Source organism: Roseicella sp. DB1501 (assembly GCF_013112485.1).
GTDB lineage: Bacteria > Pseudomonadota > Alphaproteobacteria > Acetobacterales > Acetobacteraceae > Paracraurococcus.
On the sequence record NZ_JABFHG010000002.1, the window covers coordinates 419,836 to 442,256 of the forward strand.

The 22,421-nt window shown below is 61.5% G+C and carries 26 protein-coding genes; 19 read left to right on the forward strand and 7 right to left on the reverse strand.

Annotation, left to right across the window (positions count from 1 at the left end):
• Window positions 1–20 precede the first annotated feature (20 nt).
• The 3 genes from HJG45_RS05320 to HJG45_RS05330 all read left to right on the forward strand — a co-directional run bounded on the left by HJG45_RS05320 (window position 21) and on the right by HJG45_RS05330 (window position 4,214).
• Entirely contained in the window at window positions 21–1,775 is a 1,755-nt protein-coding gene (locus HJG45_RS05320) for a recombinase family protein (protein WP_171611038.1), read from the forward strand.
• 385 nt (window positions 1,776–2,160) lie between these two features.
• On the forward strand, window positions 2,161–2,643 hold the full coding sequence (locus HJG45_RS05325; protein WP_171611039.1) for a hypothetical protein: 483 nt from the start codon (window positions 2,161–2,163) through the stop codon (window positions 2,641–2,643).
• A complete protein-coding gene (locus tag HJG45_RS05330) occupies window positions 2,643–4,214 on the forward strand; it encodes a DUF3987 domain-containing protein (protein ID WP_171611040.1) in 1,572 nt (523 codons plus the stop codon). The genes HJG45_RS05325 and HJG45_RS05330 overlap by 1 nt, the downstream gene beginning before the upstream one ends.
• Before the next feature lie 453 nt (window positions 4,215–4,667).
• Here the strand turns inward: HJG45_RS05330 and HJG45_RS05335 are convergent, their stop codons facing one another.
• From HJG45_RS05335 to HJG45_RS05345, 3 genes are read right to left on the reverse strand one after another with little or no spacing between them, the layout of a single operon-like run.
• Window positions 4,668–5,891: a DNA polymerase gene (locus HJG45_RS05335; RefSeq protein ID WP_171611041.1), complete on the reverse strand. Its 1,224-nt coding sequence runs from the start codon at window positions 5,889–5,891 to the stop codon at window positions 4,668–4,670.
• On the reverse strand, window positions 5,888–6,718 hold the full coding sequence (locus HJG45_RS05340; protein WP_171611042.1) for a hypothetical protein: 831 nt from the start codon (window positions 6,716–6,718) through the stop codon (window positions 5,888–5,890). Before HJG45_RS05340 ends, HJG45_RS05335 begins: the two co-directional genes overlap by 4 nt.
• A gap of 34 nt (window positions 6,719–6,752) precedes the next feature.
• Window positions 6,753–7,373 (reverse strand): ssDNA-binding protein, encoded by a 621-nt coding sequence (locus tag HJG45_RS05345; protein WP_171611043.1) that lies wholly within the window; start codon window positions 7,371–7,373, stop codon window positions 6,753–6,755.
• Window positions 7,374–7,576: 203 nt separating this feature from the next.
• Here HJG45_RS05345 and HJG45_RS05350 point away from each other — a divergent pair, with 203 nt between their 5' ends.
• The 6 genes from HJG45_RS05350 to HJG45_RS05375 all read left to right on the forward strand — a co-directional run bounded on the left by HJG45_RS05350 (window position 7,577) and on the right by HJG45_RS05375 (window position 11,613).
• Window positions 7,577–9,745, forward strand: a complete 2,169-nt coding sequence (locus tag HJG45_RS05350) for an AAA family ATPase (RefSeq protein ID WP_171611044.1) — start codon at window positions 7,577–7,579, stop codon at window positions 9,743–9,745.
• Between the two features lie 258 nt (window positions 9,746–10,003).
• On the forward strand, window positions 10,004–10,264 hold the full coding sequence (locus HJG45_RS05355; RefSeq protein WP_171611045.1) for a hypothetical protein: 261 nt from the start codon (window positions 10,004–10,006) through the stop codon (window positions 10,262–10,264).
• Between the two features lie 160 nt (window positions 10,265–10,424).
• Entirely contained in the window at window positions 10,425–10,619 is a 195-nt protein-coding gene (locus tag HJG45_RS05360; RefSeq protein WP_171611046.1) for a hypothetical protein, read from the forward strand.
• A complete protein-coding gene (locus HJG45_RS05365) occupies window positions 10,619–10,897 on the forward strand; it encodes a hypothetical protein (protein WP_171611047.1) in 279 nt (92 codons plus the stop codon). The genes HJG45_RS05360 and HJG45_RS05365 overlap by 1 nt, the downstream gene beginning before the upstream one ends.
• Window position 10,898: 1 nt before the next feature.
• A complete protein-coding gene (locus HJG45_RS05370) occupies window positions 10,899–11,207 on the forward strand; it encodes a hypothetical protein (protein WP_171611048.1) in 309 nt (102 codons plus the stop codon).
• A gap of 127 nt (window positions 11,208–11,334) precedes the next feature.
• On the forward strand, window positions 11,335–11,613 hold the full coding sequence (locus HJG45_RS05375; RefSeq protein ID WP_171611049.1) for a hypothetical protein: 279 nt from the start codon (window positions 11,335–11,337) through the stop codon (window positions 11,611–11,613).
• On the opposite strand, the gene HJG45_RS05380 is transcribed toward HJG45_RS05375, so the two are convergent.
• Window positions 11,610–11,801: a hypothetical protein gene (locus tag HJG45_RS05380; RefSeq protein WP_171611050.1), complete on the reverse strand. Its 192-nt coding sequence runs from the start codon at window positions 11,799–11,801 to the stop codon at window positions 11,610–11,612. The genes HJG45_RS05375 and HJG45_RS05380 overlap by 4 nt on opposite strands.
• Before the next feature lie 247 nt (window positions 11,802–12,048).
• Here HJG45_RS05380 and HJG45_RS05385 point away from each other — a divergent pair, with 247 nt between their 5' ends.
• From HJG45_RS05385 to HJG45_RS05395, 3 genes are read left to right on the forward strand one after another with little or no spacing between them, the layout of a single operon-like run.
• Window positions 12,049–12,288, forward strand: a complete 240-nt coding sequence (locus tag HJG45_RS05385) for a hypothetical protein (RefSeq protein WP_171611051.1) — start codon at window positions 12,049–12,051, stop codon at window positions 12,286–12,288.
• A gap of 43 nt (window positions 12,289–12,331) precedes the next feature.
• The gene (locus HJG45_RS05390; RefSeq protein ID WP_171611255.1) at window positions 12,332–12,652 is read left to right on the forward strand and encodes an HNH endonuclease; all 321 of its coding nucleotides are present in this window, start codon (window positions 12,332–12,334) and stop codon (window positions 12,650–12,652) included.
• Window positions 12,649–12,831: a hypothetical protein gene (locus HJG45_RS05395; RefSeq protein ID WP_171611052.1), complete on the forward strand. Its 183-nt coding sequence runs from the start codon at window positions 12,649–12,651 to the stop codon at window positions 12,829–12,831. The genes HJG45_RS05390 and HJG45_RS05395 overlap by 4 nt, the downstream gene beginning before the upstream one ends.
• 470 nt (window positions 12,832–13,301) lie before the next feature.
• Here the strand turns inward: HJG45_RS05395 and HJG45_RS05400 are convergent, their stop codons facing one another.
• A complete protein-coding gene (locus HJG45_RS05400; protein ID WP_171611053.1) occupies window positions 13,302–13,958 on the reverse strand; it encodes a hypothetical protein in 657 nt (218 codons plus the stop codon).
• Window positions 13,959–14,401: 443 nt separating this feature from the next.
• Between HJG45_RS05400 and HJG45_RS05405 the strand changes: the two genes are divergently transcribed.
• Window positions 14,402–15,397, forward strand: a complete 996-nt coding sequence (locus tag HJG45_RS05405; RefSeq protein WP_171611054.1) for a hypothetical protein — start codon at window positions 14,402–14,404, stop codon at window positions 15,395–15,397.
• A gap of 44 nt (window positions 15,398–15,441) precedes the next feature.
• Here the strand turns inward: HJG45_RS05405 and HJG45_RS05410 are convergent, their stop codons facing one another.
• Complete coding sequence (locus HJG45_RS05410; RefSeq protein WP_171611055.1) at window positions 15,442–15,750, reverse strand: hypothetical protein; 309 nt, start codon at window positions 15,748–15,750, stop codon at window positions 15,442–15,444.
• Between the two features lie 183 nt (window positions 15,751–15,933).
• The gene (locus HJG45_RS05415) at window positions 15,934–16,161 is read right to left on the reverse strand and encodes a hypothetical protein (RefSeq protein WP_171611056.1); all 228 of its coding nucleotides are present in this window, start codon (window positions 16,159–16,161) and stop codon (window positions 15,934–15,936) included.
• A 45-nt stretch (window positions 16,162–16,206) separates the two neighbouring features.
• On the opposite strand from HJG45_RS05415, the gene HJG45_RS05420 reads away from it, so the two are divergent.
• The 6 genes from HJG45_RS05420 to HJG45_RS05445 all read left to right on the forward strand — a co-directional run bounded on the left by HJG45_RS05420 (window position 16,207) and on the right by HJG45_RS05445 (window position 22,420).
• Window positions 16,207–16,548 carry an endodeoxyribonuclease gene (locus HJG45_RS05420; RefSeq protein WP_171611057.1) on the forward strand — a complete coding sequence of 114 codons (342 nt, stop codon included), beginning with the start codon at window positions 16,207–16,209 and terminating at the stop codon, window positions 16,546–16,548.
• Window positions 16,549–16,626: 78 nt separating this feature from the next.
• The gene (locus HJG45_RS05425) at window positions 16,627–17,073 is read left to right on the forward strand and encodes a phage terminase small subunit P27 family (protein WP_171611058.1); all 447 of its coding nucleotides are present in this window, start codon (window positions 16,627–16,629) and stop codon (window positions 17,071–17,073) included.
• Between the two features lie 268 nt (window positions 17,074–17,341).
• Entirely contained in the window at window positions 17,342–19,036 is a 1,695-nt protein-coding gene (locus HJG45_RS05430; protein ID WP_171611059.1) for a terminase TerL endonuclease subunit, read from the forward strand.
• Between the two features lie 20 nt (window positions 19,037–19,056).
• Window positions 19,057–20,343, forward strand: coding sequence for a phage portal protein (locus HJG45_RS05435; RefSeq protein ID WP_171611060.1), 1,287 nt, complete (start codon window positions 19,057–19,059; stop codon window positions 20,341–20,343).
• Window positions 20,340–21,005, forward strand: coding sequence for an HK97 family phage prohead protease (locus HJG45_RS05440; RefSeq protein WP_171611061.1), 666 nt, complete (start codon window positions 20,340–20,342; stop codon window positions 21,003–21,005). Before HJG45_RS05435 ends, HJG45_RS05440 begins: the two co-directional genes overlap by 4 nt.
• Before the next feature lie 68 nt (window positions 21,006–21,073).
• Window positions 21,074–22,420 (forward strand): phage major capsid protein, encoded by a 1,347-nt coding sequence (locus HJG45_RS05445; RefSeq protein ID WP_171611062.1) that lies wholly within the window; start codon window positions 21,074–21,076, stop codon window positions 22,418–22,420.
• Window position 22,421 lies beyond the last annotated feature (1 nt).

The window sequence follows — 22,421 nt, forward strand, 5'->3', positions numbered from 1 at the left end:
TCGGAATGGTCCGGAGGTGCATGGCTGTGCTCATGATGCCCGTCTCAGAGGCGATTTCGTACGCGCGCTATTCGTCTCTTAAGCAAGGCAGTAGTGAGAGCATCGCGCGGCAGAGCGAGGAAAATGAGGCTATTGCGGCGAGCCTTGGCCTCCCGCTGAACACCCGCCTTGTCGATCGAGCGCTTAGCGCCTTCACCGGCATGAACCGGCTCAGGGGGGCTTTCGGGTCCCTCCTGGCACGGCTTGACCGTGGGGAGATCGCCCCAGGTTCGGTTTTGATTTGCGAAGCCCTCGACCGCATCTCCCGCGAAGACGTCAACGATGCGTTGCTGCAATTCCTGACGGTCATCAACAAAGGGTTGGGCATCTACACCAAGCGGGACAGGACCCTCTACACGACCGCGACACTACGGTCCCGAGACGGCACCAAGCTCCTCTTTAGCAGCATCCTCGAAATGGTCCGGGCCAATGAGGATTCGGCGCTGAAGGGCGAGCGGGTTCGATACACGAAGGCGAAACGCCGCGAATCAGCCATCGCCCGTGGTGAGCGGGTCTCGCGGGTCTGCCCCGGCTGGCTGGAACCCGCCGAGATCGACGGGCGGCGGACCTTCCGACCCATCCCAGAGCGGGCCGCGCTCGTGCGGCGGATGTTCGCCGAAATCATTTCCGGCGTCGGTGTGAACACTATCGCGCGCCGTTTTAATGAGGAATGGAAAGCGGGGGACGAGACGAAAGCACCCTGGCGCCTCGGTCGTGGCCGCCAGTCCTCCACGGGCTGGCATGGTGGGACTGTCGGCCAGATCGTCAATGGCCGCTCGGTCCTGGGCGAATGGCAGCCGCAGGTTCGGAATATCACCACCAGGAACCAGGCAGAGACGGTCGGGGAGCCAATCCGAGACTACTACCCCGCTATTGTCGATTTAGCGACGTACCAGCGCGCCCATGCCGTGAAGGCGAAAAACAGAACCTTGCTTGGCGCCGGGCGAGGAGGAAGGCGCGGCCGACAGTTCCCCAATATTTTCATAGGGCTGACCTGCTGCGCCGTGTGCGGCGGGTCCATGGTCTACCGCTGGGCTAACAAACCATTTCTCGTATGCGATAATCGTCGCCGCGGGACGGGATGCACGGTTCGCACGCACTATCGCCTCGACCTGCTAGAAAACGCGGTCCTACGCGGCTTCGCCGATCTCCTCTTCCAGCCCGGAGACCTCGCGCCTGCCGCTGGTCGGACGGCAGAAACCGAAATCGAACTCGCACGCCTGCATGAGCAAGTCGAGTTCCTGAACCGGCGCATTGGCGAGATCATCCGCGACCGCGAGCTAGAGTATACCTCGATCCGCCGCATCTCGGTCGAATTAGAGAAAGAGAAAGCCGAGCTACTAACCCGACATAAGATTTTGGCAGAACAACTCTCTATCGAGCGTGGTTCCGACGACCCTTCGATGCACGCGGAAACGGTCAGGTCGCTGGCTGCACTGGCGACGTCTGCCGAGCCGTCGAATGAGCGCTACAATGCCCGTGCCCGTATCAATGCATCTCTGCGGGAGTTGTTCGAGACTATCGAATTCCATCCGCCGCGCGGTGACGAGCCGGAGCGGCAGATCATCGTCATACGCGGTATACCACGCCGGTTCGTTGCCGAAATCCGTGGCGGAAAAGCACATAACGTCCCGCCTGCTCGAATCGGCAAGATCATAGACTGCATCGGCGATTTGCGCGATGTGGAAGCGAAACTTTCTCGCAATGAAGGTGTGCTGGGAAAAACCGCGATTTAATTCCCTGCTCTACACAGCAGACTTTGCAATTGCAGACAATCGTATCGCAGAAATTTCGAAATATAGCGCAATTCTGTTGCTGATCCGTTCATTATCGGGCGCGCATCTATGCTCTGAAGCCAGTTGACGCCGTGGGCCGTTTCTGGCTCGCTCGATGCCTTGCAAACGGCTAGTGCCCGCCTTCCGGCGGGCCGGGAGGCGTCAAATGCTTGATCGGTAAAGAAAAAGCCCCCCGCCGGGTAGGCAGAGGGCTCACAAGACAGGCTCAGCAACAAATCGGATTTCCTGAGCCTACAGACCCCAGCAGCCCGCGCAAGCCCTAAAAGCGCGGTCGGGTCGATCTGTGCGCCCCGCTTTCCGGCTCCGAATCCAAAGGAGACCGAGAATGCATGATCCCGAATATGAACTGAAGCTAGCCGCGGAGGACTTCATCCCCCGCGATCCCTTCCTGTCGGCAGAGGACTGGATCAGGGCGAGCCTCGCCCTGGAAGAGCAGCGCCGGGGACCTGGCCACTGGGAGCGGCCTGCCCTCTCGAACCTCCACCGCCTCTGCGCCGCCATCGGTCTCCCTTACCATTGCGGCGACCTCGAACCCGGTACCTGGCTCTCCTGGCCCGAGACCGAAAGCGGGCGGATCGCTCTTTATGCCGGAGACGAAGAGACCTACCCCCTCGCTCTGATCGACCGCGTAACCGGCTATTGGCGGCTTCGCCTTCTGGTCCGCGATGACTGGCGCAAGAAGGGGGTGCGCACAGTCTGCCGCAGCGGTCTGGCGCTGACGGGCCTTGTCGCCCTGCGGGAAGGGATTACCCAGCCCGCAGCAGTCAACTGGCTCGAACGCTACTTCCCGGCGCGGGGGGCAGTCTGATGCCCGAGGGGGATGACGACCATCTCTTCCAAAAGCGCCGCGGCGAGAAGCGGAAGCTTACCGCGACCGAGGACAAGCATGTTGGCGACCCTGCCGCACCGGAGGTACTCTATGCGGGAGAGGAACCAAATATGGCTGTGCTGCGGAAACATCTAGCCGATGCGCCGCGCTACCCCATCGAGGCGCTGGGCAGCGAGTGGCCGTATTGGACTGCTGATGCCGCGCGGTCAGCTAACGCGCCAGTGGACTACGTCGCGCATTCGCTATTGGTGAGCGCAGCGGCTCTCATCGGCAATGCCCGATGGGCTCGGCTCGGAGGCTGGTTTGAACCGACCGCTCTATTCGGCGCCAACGTCGGCGGGTCCGGCAGCGGCAAGTCTCCTGCGCAAGACACCGTCTCCGATGTCATACACGCTATCGAGCGGCAGATGCAGGCCGATGCCGACATGCCGCAGCAGATGCGCGCTTGGAAAGAGAAGCAGCACATCGCTGCTATCAAGATGAAGCTGTACGAAGCGTCGGTGAAGAAGGCTCTGAAGACGGGCGGACCGATGCCCGCATATCCCGACGATGCCGAGCCTACCCCTCGCCCCGTCCCGCCGCGCCTGCTGCTCGATGACGTCACGCCCGAAAAGGCGCAGACGCTCCTGGCTGGCATGTTCCGCGGCGGCTTCTCCCTTCATGACGAACTTGACGATAAGTTCCAGAGCTTCACCAGGTACAACAGCAACAGTGCGAAGTTCTGGCTTCAGACCTACGGCGGGCGGACCAGCAAGGCCGATCGCATGAGCCGCGATTCTGCCTCTGTCGAGTATCTGACGTGCAGCATGCTCGGCGGCATCCCACCTGAGAACCTCGCGCCGCTTCTGAGTGCGCGCGCGAACGACGGATTGATTCCGCGCTTCCTCTGGGCTTGCCCGGACGATTCCATTGACACCATCGAAATTGTCGAACGGCCCGACGCTGCCGTCGCGGTGGCGCGCTTGTCGCGGCTCGCCAGCTTGCCGCCAGACGAAGATGAGGATGGGCGCCCGAAGCCGGTGTTCGTACCTGTAGCCAGGGAAGCCCGGCGCACTCTCATCGAAGCGGCGCAGCGCTGGCGCCAGCAGTCCCGTGGCCACCGCGGCCTGTACGCCAGTGCATTGAACAAGGCGCGCGGGCAGGCCCTTCGGATCGCCCTGGTGCTCGAACTCCTAGAGTGGTCATGCACCGACGACCCTGAGCCGCCCCGGGAGATCAGCTTGCGGGCCATCGAGGCAGCGGCAGGGCTCATGGAGACCTATTACCTGCCGATGGCCCGCAGGGTCTTCGGGGACGCCGATGCCCCCGCGGAAGCGCATGCAGCCGCTACGCTAGCGGGCTGGATCATGGAGCGGCGGCCAGCGTCATTCACCGTCAGCGATATCCGCAACCGCCGGATCGGCGGCCTGCGGGAAACGCAGCTTATCCGGACGGCAATCCGCATCCTCGCCCAAGACGGCTGGCTCGGCAGCCCCGAACACGATGGAAGCGTCGGTCGGCCGGAGGAACGCTGGTTCGTGAACCCTGGGTTGTTTACGACTAAGCACTGAAATTCGACGCGGCGGGAGAGAAAAAATGCAGGATGGGATAAGCTGCCCCCCTGGAAAACCGAATTAACCCCTACAATCCGGGGTTCGGTTGATATACGTCCGCGGCTTTCAACCCCATCCCCGGATATCGGGATTAATTTGATTTTCGCGGCGACGCCTACCTTCCCTTTCACCGTTTTTCGCCGCTATGACCACTGATAATCTGTAGTTGTGGCTGGGTGTATGCCTGGTGATTCACTCGCAAGTGTATCGACCTGGCGCACCCTGCGGCGCATCATTCGCTCGGTCGCTGGTCTCTCCGGTGGCCGGAGCCGCCGAATGCGCGGCTGAGAGGATTTGCTGTTTACTTGGTTCGGACAAGATCCGCCGCATGTGCGGAAGAGTTGAGGACGAGGACCAATAGGGGGATCGGGCGGCAGGCTCGGTCCCCCTTTCCAATTCCGGGCCACTCTCCTAGGCGTAACGGCTGCCAAACTGGACGTCGGCAGCAAGGGGGAAATCAGGGAGGCTGGATATCGGCCGCGCCATCAGGCTCTCGACCTTGCCCGCTATCGTGTCCGCATCCGCCGCGTCGACCAGCAGGATGGCTTCATCGTGGGTGTGGCCGATGATCTCGAACTTCTCTCGATCGAGCCGCATCAGGGCAGTGGCGAGGATGTCGCGGCACATCGCCTGCGTGGCGTTCTCGACGATGAGGCCGCCATAGATTTGCTCTCGGCGATAAGCGGGCGTGAACTTCCCCTTCTGCACCACCGTGACGCACGGGCGGAGGCTGCCGAACTTCTCCCTCATTTGAATCTCGGGCTGGAAGTAGCGGACATGCCGGCCGGAAGGCAGCCGCAGCAGGAGCCATGGCGCGCGGCGGGAGAAGGCTAGAAGGCGATGCGCGCCGAACGGCACCCAGCAGTTGGCGAAGCGGGGCTCTAGCGCCGTCTTGGCCGCCTGCTCTGCATCGCGCCACAACTGGCAGACCGCCGGGTGCGCCTCGCGGAAAACCTGGATGGCCCGCCGGGCCTCCGTTTCATCCAGGTGGCGGCCCATCCGGCCCATCAGCGCTTGCAGGCCCGTCCAGCCCAACTGATAGCCGGAGCCTAGCACCACCGGCTTGCCAAGGGTGTTTCGCAGGTCAGGCGTGACCGCCTCGACGGGGATGCCGCGGATGCGCGCCGCGACAAGCTCATAAGGAAGTTCGCCGCGGCCCAGTGCATCCAGCCGCTCCGTCTCGCCCGCGAGCCAGCAGACGCCACGGTATTCGACCTGGGAGAAGTCGGCCTTCAGAATCACCTTGCCGGATGGCGCGGCGATCATGCTCCGTACCGAAAGCGCAAGGTCGTCCAGGCTTACTGGCTGGTTGCTGGCGAGCGCTGCCTCTGTTGCGTCGAAGCGATACCCCTTGGGCTGCCGCTTCAGGTTGTGCATCTGGATGCCGCGGCTGGCGAACCGGCCCGTTCGGGCGCCGTAGTAGACATACTCGCCGCGCAGCCTGCCGTCCGAGGATGCGCGGTTGAGCATGGCGACGAATTTCTTCGTCGCCGCTTTGCCAGCAAGTTTGCGGATCTCCAAGGCCCGGCGGGCCGCGGGCGGCAAGCTGGCGTCGGCGAGGAGGCGGTCGATGTCGTGCTTCTGAAGCGAAGCGGGATCGGCTTCATCGAGCGAGGTGGCGGGCTTGGCGATCATGCCGCGTCCTCCAACTCATCCCGGAGATCGAGGTCGGCGAAACCCGCCACGCCTTGCGCGCCAAGGAAGTCCTTCAGCCGCGCCACCGCGCTGGCTGCCGGCACAGCGCCGCCTGTTACCTGCGCCATCTCGGCATCGAGCGCTGCAAGCGTCGCCCGCGCGGCGGCCTCGGCGCGCTCGACCATCGGGACATCTATCGGCAGGCCACGCTGGTTGATGCGCGCGTTCAAGCGCCACAACTCGGCTTCCGGCACGGTCAGCGGCGGCAGGATGGCGGTGATCGCCATCTCGGCCGCGACGTCCTGCAAGCAGTAGCGGACAAGGCCGTCCATCGCTTCGTCAGCAATCGGCTGGCCGGAGCGCTTCGGATTGACGATAGAGCGCATAAGGACCGATCCGCGAACGTCCTTCGTGACCGTGAGGCCAAGGACTTGGCCGCAGGCGTCAAGACCTTGCGGCAAGCCGCAAGCCGCCGCACGCGCCATCGAGCAGTCAAGCTGGTTTAAGGTTAGCCGTGGCCAGCCTAACGCCTGAGCGGCGGCGGTCTGGGTCACCTCGAACTCGAACATGGCATTCCATGCGCGAACGGGCCGCCCCGCAGACATGTGCTGCACAACGGCGGTGGGGACAGGCTCGCCGCGGCGCCATGCGCGGATGGCCGGGTCGCCTGGTAGCCGGTAGGCGGCGCAGAGAAGCTCCGCGCTCGCGTGGTGGCACCAGCGATGGGCGCTGGACGTGCGGAGGTCGAGCGCTGTGCGGATTTCGAAATCCAGACACAGTGCGTCATCGGCTGCACCGCCGGGTGCAGCGAGGATAAACTCTTCCATGATGCGGAAGAGGCGGCCCGAAGGCCGCCCCTACTCAGTCCCAGGCCGACTGCTCGGCAGGCGCGGCGCTCATCGCCGGGACCGCAGCCTTGTAGACCCCGAAGGCCGAGGTGTTGGAGCGACCCAGCGGGTCGGCATGATCGAGCAACTGGATGCCGTTGAGGCCGAAGGCCACGCCTTTGTTGCCGCTCATGTTGTAGCCGTAGGGGTTGACGTGCATCTCGACCCACCGCCCGTCATAGAGTTCGGTGTCGAGAACCGCCGGGTTCACCGCCTTGCCCGCGGCGTCAACGATGGTCGGAACCCGCTTGGTCGACGCGCGGATGAGCGTCACGCCCGGCTCGTAGCCTGCGAACGTGCCCTTCTCGGCGGCAAGACCGATGGGATTGCGGGCGCCGACGTGCTTCGCCGGGTCGGAACCGAAGGTCTTCACCGCCGCGGACTTCACGGCGGCCTTCAGATTGGAGAGATCAAACGCTTCTGGGATCAGGAGCGCACAACCGCGCTTGCCGTTCGCGTCCGGCTCGAAGATGCCACCGCTGGTCTGGGAAGGGCTGACCCAGCGGGCGCGGCCAATGATAACGACGTTCGTATCAGTGCTGCGTGCAGCAGCAGTAGAGGCAGCCTGCGCTGCCATATCCGGAATAATAGTCATTGTGATCTAAAAACTCTCTTGTGCTAGCCGTCGTAAAGCGACGGGCCACAAATCGTGACTGACGCGAATGTGACTCAATATGGCCAGTCTGTCAACCTGAAAGTTTTCACCCGGCGAAAATTGCTATCCAGAGACGTAAATAGCTTCCATTGATTGAATCACCTTCTGTAATCTACCGATCTTTAAGCCCTAGAGGAATTTCAATGAAGAGTATTATTCCGGAGCCGACCAGAGAACATCTGGCCGAGATTGCCGCCGGGCGCCAGCAGGCGTGGAAGAATGGTTTCCGCCCGCTCGCCATCGTCGCCGCACAAGACGCGCAAGGCCCAGGCAAACGGCCCGCGGGCGCGTGCTGGCAAGAGCGCGCAAGGCTAGACCCGCCAGAGGCCGCCGGGCGCGATGCCTATGCGGATGCGCCGAACACGGGCGTCCTAGCCGATGGCCTTCAGATCATCGACATCGATTGCAGCCGGGCCGCGGACGCGGCTTCGGTGCGGGCACTTGCGGAGACCATGCTGGGCAAGACGCCAGGTGTTCGCCGCCGGGCGAACTCGAACAAGCTGGCGATGCTCTACCGCGCCGCCGAGGGCGAGCCGCCGACCCGCTTCCTCGAAGGGGTGGAGCACAACCCAGATGCCGGGGTCGGCCAGCGCATCGACGTGCTTGGCTGCGGCAGTCAGCTTGTGGTCGACGGCTGGCACGAGAGCGGCGTCGAAATCGAATGGGAAGCCGACCACCCCATGCGCGGCCTCACGGCCGCTGCCCTCCCGGCGGTCTCGGAGGAGCGTGTCGCGGCGTTCCTCGATGCCGCCGAACGGCTGATCGGCCGTTCGACCGCCGGGCGGCACCGCGACTATACGGTCGCCAAGCACGACACCCGCCTGGATGATCCGCTGTGGCCAGCCCCGGTGGCGCTGGACGCCCTTCACGCGATTCCTAATAGGGTGGATGCTCTGCCGTCTTGGGGCGACCTCCTGAGCGTCCTGGGTGGCTTCAGGCGGGTGCTGGGGCGGGATGCCGACCAGCACATGGAGGCAGCCCGAGCCTGGGCGACGCGGTTCGGCTGGTGCGACGATCAGCAGTTCGAGCGCAAGTGGCAGCAAGCCGCGGAGACCTATGTCGGCGAGGAGATGCTGGCGATCCGCGCCGGGCAGTTCGGCTGGACGATGCCGCCGACCAGCATGAACTTCGGCGCCTATGATACCCCTGAGCCGGTCGATCCGCTGGCCGCCCTGCCCTACGTCACCGCCGAAGTTCTTCATACCGCTTCGGCGCTGCCGCCGACCCCGATGCTGCTCGGCTACGCCTATGAGCGCGGCGCCATCTCGGTGCTGGCAGGCGCGGGCGCGAGCGCCAAGACGAATGTGTCGCTCGTCGAAGGCATCGCCATGGCGACCGACGATAGCGACATGCTGGGCGCGCGGGTCTGGGAGCCAGGGCTGCGGGTGCTGTTCCTCAACTTCGACGAAAACCTCACCGAGATGACCAAGCGCCTTGCCATGGCGGCGGGCTGCTACGGCATCGCGCCGGAGGCGATCGGCGACAGGATCGTCATCGCTTCGCCGCCCGCGAGCCTGTTCGTGCTCTCTCGGGCGGAAGGCCGCGGCTACGCCCTCAACGAAGCCGGCTTCGCCAATCTGGCCGCAATGATCCGGCGGCATCGCGCCGACGTCGTCAACCTTGACCCCCTGGGGCCTTTGCTCGCCGGGCTGGTGGACAACGATATCGCCTACATGGTGATCGAGCGCCTCCGCCGGGTGGCCGAGGAGACAAACTGCGCCATCCAGCTTGTACATCACCAGAACAAGGCCGGCATGAACGGCGACGCCTCCTCCGCGACCGCCGTGCTAGGCGCCGTTGCCCTCGTCAACGGCGCGCGGCTGGCGCGGGTCATCACGCCGCTCGGAAGGAAGGAACTCGGCCTCGTCACCGAGCCGGAGTTGCGGGCGCGACTCTTCCGTATCAGCAACGCCAAGGCCAACCATGCGCCGCCTTCGGCGAAGACAGTTTGGTGGGAGCGGGTGGAAGCCAAGCTCGGCAACGGTCAGGGACGGCGCTACGGCGACCGGACCGGCATTCCTATGCGCTTCGCGCCGCCAACCACCGACCAGGTCGACCCTGCGCTCATGGACCAAGTCGCCGCTGAAATCGGCCGGGCCTGGGCGATCCAGCAGGGCTATGCGCCGCCGGGGAAGAAGGCCGCGGATGGGCGGCGCATGAGCGACCTTGCCGCCGCCGTGGGGCTGAAGGACGAAGCCGCCATGCGGGAAATGGTGAAAGCTCTGATCAAGCAAGGCCGCGTGGTCCGCGATGAGCAAACTATCGCCGGGAGCGCCAACCGCCACCCCGTTGAGGCCCTACGGCGTGTGTGATGTGATTCCCCCGCACTAAGTAATCACACTAATCACACAGCATCAAAACACAGGCGTGCTGACCAAAGGGGACTATCGTTCCTGACGTCACGATAGCCCCTTTGGTCGCACGCCGATGCCTTCACACAGAAGTCGAAACTGAAGTTCGAAACCAATCACACACCCGGCCCGACCGGCGGAAAGTTTGCGCCGCGCACAAGTGTTGACCGTTTCGGATATGCTCCCGTATTCTCTCTATATTATAGATGAACATTTGAGATGTCAGACAAGAGCACAGCCGGGCACCGCCACGCCCGGCGCGAAAACTTCCTATACGCGATGCACGACGCCGCTATACTTCGCAAGGTACTAAACGAGGTCGAGCAGCAGGTTGATGACGCGCGCATCCTCCTCGAACTCTCGGATGAAGAGTGGTTAGCGGATTTCGACGCTCGCCGTGACGCAGATCGCCGGCTTAGCGATGACGAGGTCCGCCGTTGTGTCGACCGCATCCGCGCGCTGAAGGCGGTGCAGCCGTGATGGACGATACCCCGATGATCGAAAACCACTACTACTGCGGGGAGTGCGGCAATCAGTGGTCGGATGTGTGGTCGGCCGTATGCGACGACACCTGCCCTGCTTGCGGCTGCGGCGACATCTCGCCGTATCGGTCCAACACTCTCCCAAAGGAGGGCGAGTGATGGACGAGACAACTAAGCGCGCCCTGTTGTGCAGCGCCTACCTACGCTCGATCCAATCTTACCTAGAGGTCGTGCGGGAAATTCGGGAGCGTGGTGAGGCGCTTATCGCCATCGATCCCGCGCTGAAGCGCGCCGTCGACCACAATCTTCTGTCCATCCATAACGATGTCCTCCTGCCGAAGGGCGCGCACTGATGGCGCGCATGTTCGAAGGGAAGTGCTGTGCCGCCGCGGGATGCGAGCGGCAGGCGCACGGCATGACGAAAGGCCGCGGGCCGTTCTGCCAGATGCATGGCCAGCGAGTGCATCGGTACGGGCACGAGAGTCTCACCTACAGCAACCGCAACCCGCGCCCGCCTGTCGGCCTGGCGCACGGCGTCTGCGGTGTGGATGGCCTGGTGACGGTGAAGCCGCGCATCCGCGTAAAGGCGGTGATGCAGCGAGCGCTAGAGAATACGACGGCAGGAAACTGAGATGACAAGAGACGGATACATAAACCTCATCACCGACCACTTAATTCGCGCTATTATCATGCTGCCCGACACCTGCCCCTTCATTCATCGGTTCGAGCGTGTCGCTGATAGGGTGATTGCCGATTATGAGGTGATGGACGACGACAAACTTCGTGACGACGCCGCGTGGTTCGTCACACGCGGTAACGACGCCAAGGCACTCTGGGGCACAGTGTTCGCAATGATGCTCTACGCCCAGGCGGAAGCGGGATTCATTAAGCGTGTCTATGACGATCCGGCGCCGACCCCGGCGGCAGAGGCGACAGACTGATAAATAGAATCGAGCAGGCCGCTCACCACAACAGGTCGGAGACGAACTCCGGCGCCTACACCACACTAAGCCCGCTTCGGCGGGCTTTTCTTTTTAGGGGGTTGGGATGTCTCGACCGAAGCCGACTGTGCTGCTCGAATCGCATGAAGAGCGACGCAGCGTCAACGCGCGGGTTTTCCAGGTGTTGGAAGCCGCCGCGGTCTATGCAGTTTTCTATGACGGCCAGCCCTGCAACATCCGCATCGCTACAGCGTACCGCGATTACCCTGGTCCGAAATATCCGAGAGTGACTTTCATGTCACCAGGTCACGCGCACCGCATGGCGAGGCGACTGAACAAGCGGTTCAACACCACCGCCTTCACCGTCGTCCGCTTCGTAGATGGCGAACTCGACCTGGGCGATTAGCGATCGACGGCGATCCCGGCACCACCCGCGATAGCAGCAATGGCGAGCGCGACGGTCTGGACCGTCTGACTGTCGATCGATAGCCCTGTAGCCGCCACGATCAGGCTGATAATGCCGATCCAGGTGCTTGGTTGTTGTGCTCTGGATTTGGCGAAGGCCGTGACGGCGGCGAGGATGTTGGCGTGCATCGGCTATTTACGAAGAGGGTCCCAGCGATTACCGCCGGAACCCTCACCTCGCAGGCGGCTGCATTCTACCCTGCCCTTTTTCCCAGCGTTTTGCCCCGCTGGCACCACGCGCGGCAGACCGGATGTTACCACCACGGCCGGGGCATGCAGCCTACGTCAGAGATACGCGAAACTACCTCACGGAAATGCGGCGCGTCGGTGAGTGTGGGCTTACCTCTATTTACCACACCGCGGCCTAAATATCATCATGTTCAAACGTCTTATCGGAAGCTTTACCGAGCCAACGCCCGCGTGGATTTGGCTGTATTTTATCATGCATGACGTGGGTCTCGCGTTGCATGAACCCTCGAAAGTTTTCACCGTGCTTTACTGCATTCTTGCCGTGGTCTCCGGCCTGCTGTTTTGGGTGGCGCTACAGGAAGAAGAAATCAAAGAGGCCGATACCGACGAGGAGGCGCACGACGACGTTGACGAAGCTGGCGAGTGAGACCGCAGGACCAGCAGATCGAACACTCGCGGACGGTGAACTGATGCCCACCAGGCCGCCGGTCCACCGGCCAGCAGGCGCGCAGACCCGGCAGCAGGTGCGGGAGAGCTACGATCGCTGGCGAGGGTCAGCGAGGTCCCGCGGCTACGACGCGCGGTGGACCAGAGTTCGCAACGCCTACCTGGCAGCGCAGCCGCTTTGCCAGGTTTGCGAGGCTTCTGGGCGGGTGACGGTGGCGACCGAGGTGCACCACCGGGTGGAGATCCGGGACGCCCCAGAGCGACGCCTGGACGCAAGCAATCTAGTCTCAACCTGTCACGCCTGTCATATGGCCGAGCATGGCCGCCGGAAAGGCAACCGATGACGCCAGAGGACGAAGCCGCGGAGGAGGAAGCAGCGATCGATGCCATGCTGGACCAAGCGTGGCGCGATGTCTGCGAGATGATCGAGGCCGAGGAGCAAGCGATCACTCCCCTACCCTCCCCTAACGGAACAGGCTCGGGTGATACAGGACTAGGCGATACAGCACACCATCGCTGGTGACGCGCTCGCAGCACTCGGCCGCGACCATGCTGTACTGGCGCTCCTGGTCAATGATCCAGAGCCGAAGGCGGGCAAGGCACTCGACGGCGCCGTGCAGAACGATTTCGTCGTCCGATATCCAGTGGTCCAGCGAGAGCGTAACGACGCGGGGTTTCGAGCAATACATCAAGGATTTAGCGGATTTGCCCGCCCGCCGCGGCGCCGCTGACTAAATAGGTTTGCGGACAGCACTACGCCGCGACCTTCCTAGCGATACTGGGCATGTGAGGTCGGCTGCCTGTAACGGTCTGATCTCACATCTCACGCATCAGCGAGGCGGGAGGCATGGACGCAACCATTGCGTGCATCACTCCCCTGTCATACCACCGGGGGTAGGGTCTAGGCTGGAAAGATTCCGGCAAAAGGACCGACACGGAGTTGATTTTTCACCCCGTCACTTCCCGTCCCCTAAAGTCTCGCGCCAGCCAGCGTTATGATCGGCTAGTCGAGCGCCTCGGCCGTCGCTCGGTCCCTATCCGCAAATCGGAAATGAGTAGGTTTTCAAGTTCGGTAATATGGGCACGGATCTCGTCTAGCATCGGATCTGGACCTACTCCATCCCTCCAACGCTCTAGCACCATTGCGTAATAAACACCTTGGTGAAATTCCTTGCGCTTCTCCCCGTATTTGTCTGCACAAATGATCATCGCTTCGAACATTTCATTCTTTGTAATGCTGCGGTATAATGAAATCCTTACCATTAAGGCTTCGAATTTTTTACCATAGTATAGCCGCACTAAAAAGCGCGCCTCCTCAAATTTCGCCATAAGCACTTCATGTTTCGCTATACGATAGTCAAATAGTTTGTAGAAATCTTGTCCTTGTAGCGTATCTCGACCGTCCGCGGCTGCAATAGCGACGATATCCGACATAAATATAGGCTCTCGTACCAGCACCATCGCGGCATAGAATTGATTGATAGAAAGTACAGCTTGTTCTGCGACGGCCTGTTTTCGCTTCCCTATCTCCTGCGCCTTCCACTTTTGGCTGATCTGCCAAGCCACCGCCGTACCTATCAGCGTTGCGGCTTGCGAGAGTGTCACTGTTGCGATTTGGGATAAAGTCCCAGGCAACCAGCCGAAATCCATCGCTTGCCCTCCCGCGTGCTGAAATCGAATCGGTATCGGGTGATTGTGCGCCTGTTAGGAACCCCCATCTAGTTTTGGGATTATCTGCCTAGGTGGAGGCGGATATGATGACGAGCGTGGCCGGTCTCGCGCCGAATGAGGGGATCTGTTTCCGCTGCGATCCTTGCGGCCACGAGCGTACATGGACCAGGGAGGAACTTCTGGTGAAGGTAGGAGACGCCAAGCTCGACATGATCGGACTGCACCCGGCCCTACTCTGCCCGCGCTGCCAAGTGGCCGCATCTCGGGCCTGGATCACCTACGCCTGGAAGCGGCGGTATGAGACCGAGTGACAGCAGACAGAGGAGTTCCCGGCACTATGGAAGCCGAGCATTCCCTACGCCTTGTGGCTGACTGCGGGGTTGAGTAGGCGAACCAAATCGAAGAGGGCGAGGAGGCGATTTTTGGAAGCGCAAGACTCACTTGATGACGGAAAGTTCTTTCGTGACCAGGAGTTTAACAACGAAAATCTGCCAAAGCTTTACGGTACAAGGTTCGATAATTGCACTTTCAAGAATACCTCGTTACCGATAATAGATGACGTAATATTCGGCGATTGCACTTTTCAAATAGTCATGTTCGGGCCGACTTTGAACGAAAGTTCGATAATCTCGAACGTCAAGTTTCATTCCTGCAAATTCAAAACATCATTTTTCGCGGTTACATCCATCCAAAATTGTAATTTTCATGATTGCAGTTTTGATGATCTCACGATCGGGCAAAGCGTCGTTTTAGATCGAAGCTTTTTTATGTTTAGCAAAAACTTTCATGAAATTAAGGGTTTAGAGCGGTTAGAATTTCACGACAACATCATATACATCAGGAATTTCGACTCTACGCTAGTTAAGCGCACTAATCCTTTGCCGCTTATACTCCGATTTGGCTCCTGGGCTCGCGTGAGATCGATAGGTGCACTGCCACTTTTCGGTATATCATTTAGTGCCTTGGTGGCCATTCCAGCAGTGATGTCGATGATAGCATTATATAATTCGCAAGTTCACCGGTTCACCGAATGGTCGAAGAGCCATGCGTTAAGCAATCAGCCTGATGCCGCCGAAGCACTGCAAGAAATTATCGCGCGCCTTCATCCGCTTCCGATACCGAGCCTAACACTATGGTTGGGCATTTCGACCATTATGCTCGGTGCCGCTTCGCTCAGCTACAACTTGTTTTGCCCTGATAGAATTAAACAGTTTACTGAGGAGCAATGGAGCAATGAGGTACGCCGACCCCTCCTCCAATACTTACCGTTCTCGTGGCGGAAGCCTTATCTAAGCGCTGCTACCCTCTTTCTGTATGTCGTAGGTGGAGGCTTAAGCCTTATTATACTACTCATCAAAATGGCGCATTCGTTAGCGTTTATTTGGCTGAATAGCCACCTGGCATGGTATGCGCTTTAGAACGATCCACTGACGTTGAGGGGCAGCCAGTGCGGCAACACCTACTATCGGCACCAAGTCAGGCGGAACAGCGCTGCATCGGCTTCGCGGGTGAAGCGGACGCCTTTTAGCCCATTCCGCGCCCAAGCGCCGCCGATCGTCTCTCGAAGCCACTTACGGGCTTGGCTGTCGACCTCGATCTTTCCAAAGCGACCAGGGAAGGTCAGCAGGTGCCCGCACTCGACCACATGGGGGTACCGCTTCTCAAACGCTTCACGCTTGGCGACCATCTCCGGCGTGTCGGAACAGAGGCATAGCTGGAAGGCGATCGGCACCCTCAACACAGGGTCCGTTACGGAGGGGAAGAAGATCATGCCGGTTCGATATCCTCGCGCCGCACTAGAGCGAGACCTGGTACTGGCCCGCCGAAAGCCACGTCGAAAACGAGACCGTCGCCGTATATGCCCATCACGCTGCCCTCACGGCCGGGCGGGATAGGTCCTTCGAGAGTTGCGGCAGGGTTGACTAGGCGAACGGAATCGAAGACCGCGATAGCTTCAGCGGCCATACCGCGAAGCCTCGTAAATGTCCGTTGCGATGATGCGTGATGCGCATGTGGCCTGAACTTCGAACTCATTGCCCGTCTTCGCGTCCAGCAGGGTGACGGTGCAGCATCCCGCCTCATCCGGCGTATCCATAACGGCCATGATAGAAGCGGCATCAACTGGAAGGAAGCCGCGGACCCCATCGGGGCGACGGACTGGAATGACGATTTTCGGGTTCATATCCCTATTTACGCTGGATATAACTCGCACCCGGCTAAATCAGAGGTGCGCAACAAATTCGAAAAGCTGGTCGCCAAGGCCCTGCCCGCCGACTACAGGTACGAAGCCGCACGGCTGACGTATCAGATCCCCGCTTCGACCTATACGCCGGATTGGATATCGCCAGATGGCCGGACAATAATTGAGTCGAAAGGGCGCTTCAGCGAGGAGGATCGTCGGAAAATGCGGCTCATCCGTCAGCAGTTCCCGCACCTCCGCATCATCATGATTTTTCAGAACCCTAGGACGCGGATCAGCAAGCGCAGCAAGACGACATACGAGGAGTACGCCAGGAAGATCGGCATCGAGGTCATGACGCTCGGAGAGGTCGCCATACTGCTCGGCTAAATTATCGTGGCCGGGCAATACTGCCGACACAGGCCGCAATCATGCGGCGCCCGGCCTTCCATCATCTGGCCGAGACCTATGCCCTACCCCCGCAAACCCACTGCACTGAAGAAGCTGGAAGGCACCGCGCGCAAGGACAGGGTCCTTCCGAACGAGCCGATGCCCGACCGCCTGGTCGCTGACGCTCCGCGCCACCTCAGCAAGCGCGCCAAGCGGGTCTGGCCCGACTTCGTCACCCTGCTGAACGGGATGGGTGTGCTGACGGTCGCTGACGCCTATGCGCTCGAAGCGGTGGTGGAGTGCTACGCGGAACTCGCTGATGCCCGTGCGGCGCTGCGGAAGCGCGGATCGACCACCTATGAAGCGAACGGCTTGTGGAAGAGCTACCCAGAAGTTCAAATCGTGGCCGACGCTGACAGGCGTTTGAAAGCGTGGCTGACGGAGTTCGGCTGCACGCCCGCGGCGCGGACGAAAGTCTCTGCATCGACGGAGAAGGACGACAAAAACCCCTTCGAGGAGCTATAATCGGGGATGAAATCATCCATGTTCGACGCGGCCGTCATGGCCTTGCCACCGCTTCGCCTACCATGTGCAGCCCGCCACGCATCCCGTCCCCCTGCCCTTCTGCTGGTGCGGCACTGGCTAGGCCAGAATGCCACCGGGGCCTGGTCTATCATCTACGATGCGCCCGGCCGCGCGGTGACGAAGGTCATGTTCGAGCTAGCGGAGGACCGGGTCCGGTATAGCGCGAGGTGGGGGGCCAAGGCATCGCCGCCCGGCGACTAAATTATGGGTGTTCACTGATTTCCCGCATGTCGCAGAGGGCGTCGGCTATGCCCGAGACGTGGTCGCTGATGCGATCCCCGCCCCCAAATACGTCAAGCTCGCGTGCCAGCGTTTCCTCGATGACCTGACGGCCGCGGAAGATCCCGCCTCACCGTGGCAGTTCCGACCCGATCTGGCCGAGAAGCCGATGCGCTTCGCCAGCCTGCTCGAAAATATTAAAGGCCCGCAGGCGGGGAAGCCGCTCTCCCTCCTCCCCTGGCAGAAGTTCGTCTTCGCCAACATCTTTGGATGGGTCGAGCGCGGCACGGAGACGCGCCGCTTTCGATCAGCGACCGTCTGGGTACCTAGGGGCAACGGTAAGACGACCGTCGCCGCACCTATCGCGCTCTATCTCACATTCGTGGAAGGTGAAGGCGGCGCTGAAGGCTATGCAGCGGCGGTCACCCGCGACCAGGCGAAAATCCTGTTCGATACCGCGAAAAACATGGTCAGCAGGTCGACCAAATTCCGCGCCGCTTACGGCGTTGAGGTCGGCGCGCATGCCATTTACCAGACCCGAAGCGCCAGCAAGCTCCTGGCGGTCTCCTCTGATGCGAAGGCGCTCGATGGCTTGAACGTGCAGGTCGCCATCCTGGACGAGATCGGCAGCCATAAGACCCCAGAGGTCTACGACGTCATGCTGACGGCCACAGGCAAGCGGCGCCATCCCCTTCTGCTGTCGATCAGCACCGCCACAGGGAACCTCGCGGGTATTGGGAAGTCCCTGCACGACTATGCGGCTCGTGTCCTTGAAGGAAAGCAGGCCGATGAGCGCCTATTCGCGGTTATCTGGGCCGCTGACGCCGAAGATGACATCTGGAACCCGGCGACATGGCGGAAGGTGAATCCATCCTGGGGTTTGGCGGTGCAGCCGGACGCCATCGAGGGCATCGCAAAGCAAGCCAGGAACAACCCCAGCCAAGAATCCGCCTTCAAAACGAGGCATTTGAACATCTGGGTAGGCGCCGACGATGCCCTCTTCAGCACCTCCGCCTTCAACGCATGCGCGCGCAAGATAACAATCTCCGACTTTGAGGGCAGAGAGGCGCATATCGGCTGCGATCTATCGAGCAAGATCGATTTGACGGCCATCTCCCTCTGCATCCCGGAGCGGCAGCCGGACGGATCTCTGCACTACACTGTGTTTTGCCGCTCATACAACAATCGAGCGTCGGTAGACGAGGCTCGGAATGCCGCCTACCCGAACTGGGAGGCTGAGAAGCGTCTGATCGTCACTGACGGGAATACAACGGATTTCGGCACCATTGAGGCCGACATCCTGGATCTCTGCCGCAGGTTCAAAGTCCTTTCGGTCGCCTACGATCCCTGGAACGCGACGCAGCTAGCACAGCGCCTTGCCGCGGAGGGTGTGCCGGTGGTCGAATATCGGCAGAACACCGGTACACTGTCGGAACCCACCAAAGAGTTCGATGCCGCGATGCGGAGTGGCCGCCTGCACCACGATGGAGATCCCATCCTCGGCTGGTGCATCAGTAACGTGGTCGGGCAATACGACGCCCGCGCCAATGTCTACCCAAAGAAGCCACGGAATGAGCAGAAGATCGACACCGCGCTAGCGACCATCATGTCGGTAGGACGCGCGATGCTGGCCGAACCGGAGGAAGAGTCGCCGTACGAGCACCGCGGTCTCGTGCTTCTCTGACGTAGCTAAATAACGTCGAAATGTCGAAGAAGAAGCGGTCGAAATCCGCCTCCCCTGCTGACGTCGGCTTTGCCAGCGATGCCGGAACCCTGCGGTTTCTCGGCGGCCTCGGCATCGATGGAGGCTATAGCAACACAGGCATCCCGGTCACGCCGCGTTCCGCGCTGACGGCTGCGCCTGTGATGCTCGCCGTGCGGGCGCTATCCGACGATATCGGGAAAATGCCGCTCCTGGTTGAGCGGCGCCAAGCCAAGGGCGGCTGGGTCACGGATGCCGATCATCCGCTGAATGCCGTCCTGGCGCGGCCTAATCGTTGGCACACCGAGTTCAGTTTCAAAGCCTACGCGGTCACCAGCTACGCCATGCGGGGCAACAGCTTCACCGTCGTCCTCAGAGACGGCCGCGGCCGGGTCCGTGCCCTGGTGCCGGTCTCCCCTGACCAAGTGCAGGTGCAGGTAAGCCAGCGCGGGGTGATCGTCTATCAGATCACCCATCCGTTGATCATGAAGGGTGAAAGCATCTGGGTCGAAGCCTCAGACGTCATGCACACCTTCGGCGTCTCGCTCAATGGCTACACGGGCGTCTCGCCCATCAGCGTCGCTGCCGAGAGCATCGGCGTCACCCTGGCGACGCAGCAGCACGGTGCCCGTCTGTTCTCGCAGGGCGCACGGCCGGGTGGCATTCTGTCGACTGACCAGAAGCTATCCGACATCGCTATCACGAATATCAGCAAGTCGTGGAAAGAGGCGCAGGGCGGGTTGAATGGTGCGCATCGCACCGCCGTCCTTGAAGCCGGGATGAAATATCAGCCCGTCTCCATGAGCAACGACGACGCGCAGTTCCTAGAGACCAGGCAGTTCCAGATTCCCGAGATCGCGCGCTGGTTCCGCGTGCCGCCGAGCAAGCTTTTCGACTTCTCTGAGGGGCACTACGACAATGTCGAGAGCCAGGAGCGCGCGTACATCAACGACGCCCTGATGCCGATCACGACCAGATTCGAGCAGGAATGGGCTGCGAAGCTCCTATCCCCGGCCGAGCAGGGCCAGGTCCGCATCCGCTTCGACTACGACGCGCTCGTGCGGGCCAACCAGGTCGATCGGTACAATGCGTACCAGGTCGGCCTGAACAACGGCATCTTGAACCGCAACGAAGTTCGTGCGGCCGAGGGCATGACGCCCGTGCCGGGCGGTGACGAGTACCGGGTGAGCGTGCAGAGCCTCCCGCTCGACGCAAATGGCCAGCTTCAACAGCCGAATCCGTCGTCCAGCAATCCCGCCGCCGACGCCGCGGAGGACGACGCAGCATGAACATCGACATCACCCACTTCAAGGCTCTGGCGGCAGACGGCCGCTCCATGACTGACATCGTGGTCCGTAGCGGTCCTCTCCCCTCCCCTGCCGAAGTGCTGGGTGATCGCACCGCGCGCTTCACCATCTCGACCGAACGGGAAGACCGTGATGGCGATACCATCTCGGTCAAGGGGTGGCAGACACAGGACTTCGAGCGCAACCCGGTCGTCCTTTGGGGCCATGACCAGGGCAGCCTGCCGATTGGCCGGGTCACGCAGATCGGCGTTGAAGGCCGATCGCTGAAGGCCACGGTGGAGTTCGTCCCCGCAGACGTGCCGATTGCAGGCCAGATGGCCGAAGCGGTCTTCCGCATGGTGCAGAGCGGCTTCCTGCACGCGACAAGCGTGGGCTTCAAGCCGCGCGAGTGGGATCTGTCGGATCGCAAGGGCGGCAGCGTCGATTTCAAGCGCCAGGAATTGCTTGAACTCTCGATCGTATCCGTCCCTTCGAATGCCGATTGCATTGCTGAACCGGCGCGCAAGTCGGTCGAAGCGATCGAAGATAAATCAGATTCGAATGCCGTGACCTCTCCGGAGGCCGCGGAAGGCCAAGTGGCGAAAGCCGCTGCGGCCAAAGCCCGCCGCGCCCGCGCGCTGCGGCTGATCATGCTGGGGAATTAGCCCCGGCACACCACCGCAACGCGCGTCAGCGATGCCGCGCGCAATAACAATAAGAAACAGGTAACCCGATGAACATTGAAGACCTGAAGATTAAGCGCAAGGCGTACGCTGCGGAGATGGCGGCGCTGGTCGCCAAGGAGAACGCCCTCCCCGATGGTGAGGTGCTGGACGAGGCCGATGCGGCCGAGTTCGAGGTCACCGCGAAGAAGATCGACGCCCTAGAGGCCCGCATTAAGCGTGCCGAGGCCGCTGCCCGCGCCGACATCGTCGCTGCGGCGGAGAAGGCCGCGACGGTCGATGCGTTCGACGCCGACGAGGAAGACTTCGCTCCCCGGACGGCCATGAAGGCCATGACCTCCACCATCTATGCCTCCGACCCGGCCGAGAAGATCGAGAAGGGCTTGCAGGCGGCTCGCTTCGTCATTGGTGCCGCTATTGCGCGGAAGTCCGGTCCCCGTGCCGCCGCTCAGTTCGTGTCGCAGACCTGGCGTGATGAGACCGTTGCCAAGGCACTGTCCCAGACGGGCGGTTCTTCGGTCGGTGGCGTCCTCATCCCGGTGAAGTTTCAGCCGGACCTTATCGAACTGCTGCGCGCTCGTGTCGCCGTTCGTGCCTCGAACCCGATGTCGATCGACATGCCCGAGGGCAACCTGACGCTGCCGCGTCTCGCTGGTGCGGCGACGGCTGGCTGGGGTACTGAAGTCGCGTCGATCAGCACCTCGAACCCGACCTTCAACAGCGTGGTTCTGTCGGCTAAGAAGCTAACCGCAATGGTGGCGATTTCGAATGACCTGATCCGCCGCAGCCCGGTGAGTGCCGACACCGTGGTGCGTGACGACCTCATCGAGGTGGTTGCGCGCACAGAGGATCTGGCGTTCCTGCGTGGCCCTGGTACTGGCAATGCGCCGACCGGCCTGTCCGTGCAGAGCGGGATCAGCACGCTGACGGCTGCTGGCGTGACGCTGGCAAACGTCATCGCGTTCCTCAACGGCATGGTGCTGAAGTTGCAGAATGCGAACTCCCGCATGTTGCGTCCGGGCTGGATCATGAATCCGCACGTCAAGGCGTTTATCGCCAGCCAGCGCGATGGCGTCGGTTCGTTCGTGTTCAAGCAGGAACTCGACGCCGGGACGCTGCTCGGCTTCCCGGTTCGTACCACGACCGCGATCCCGAACAACCTGACGAGCGCTGGCGGCACCGCCGGCAGCGAAGTCTACCTCGCCGACTTCGCCGACGTGATCGTAGCCGACGCGATGCAGCTTTCGATTGAAGCTTCGTCTGAGGCTGTGGTTGATGGCACCAGCCTGTTCCAGACGGATCAGATGGCTATCCGCGCGATCAAGGAGGTCGACATCGCCCTCCGTCATCCGGAGAGCGTCTGCCTCGGCCTCTGCGACAGCTACAAGCTGTACTGAT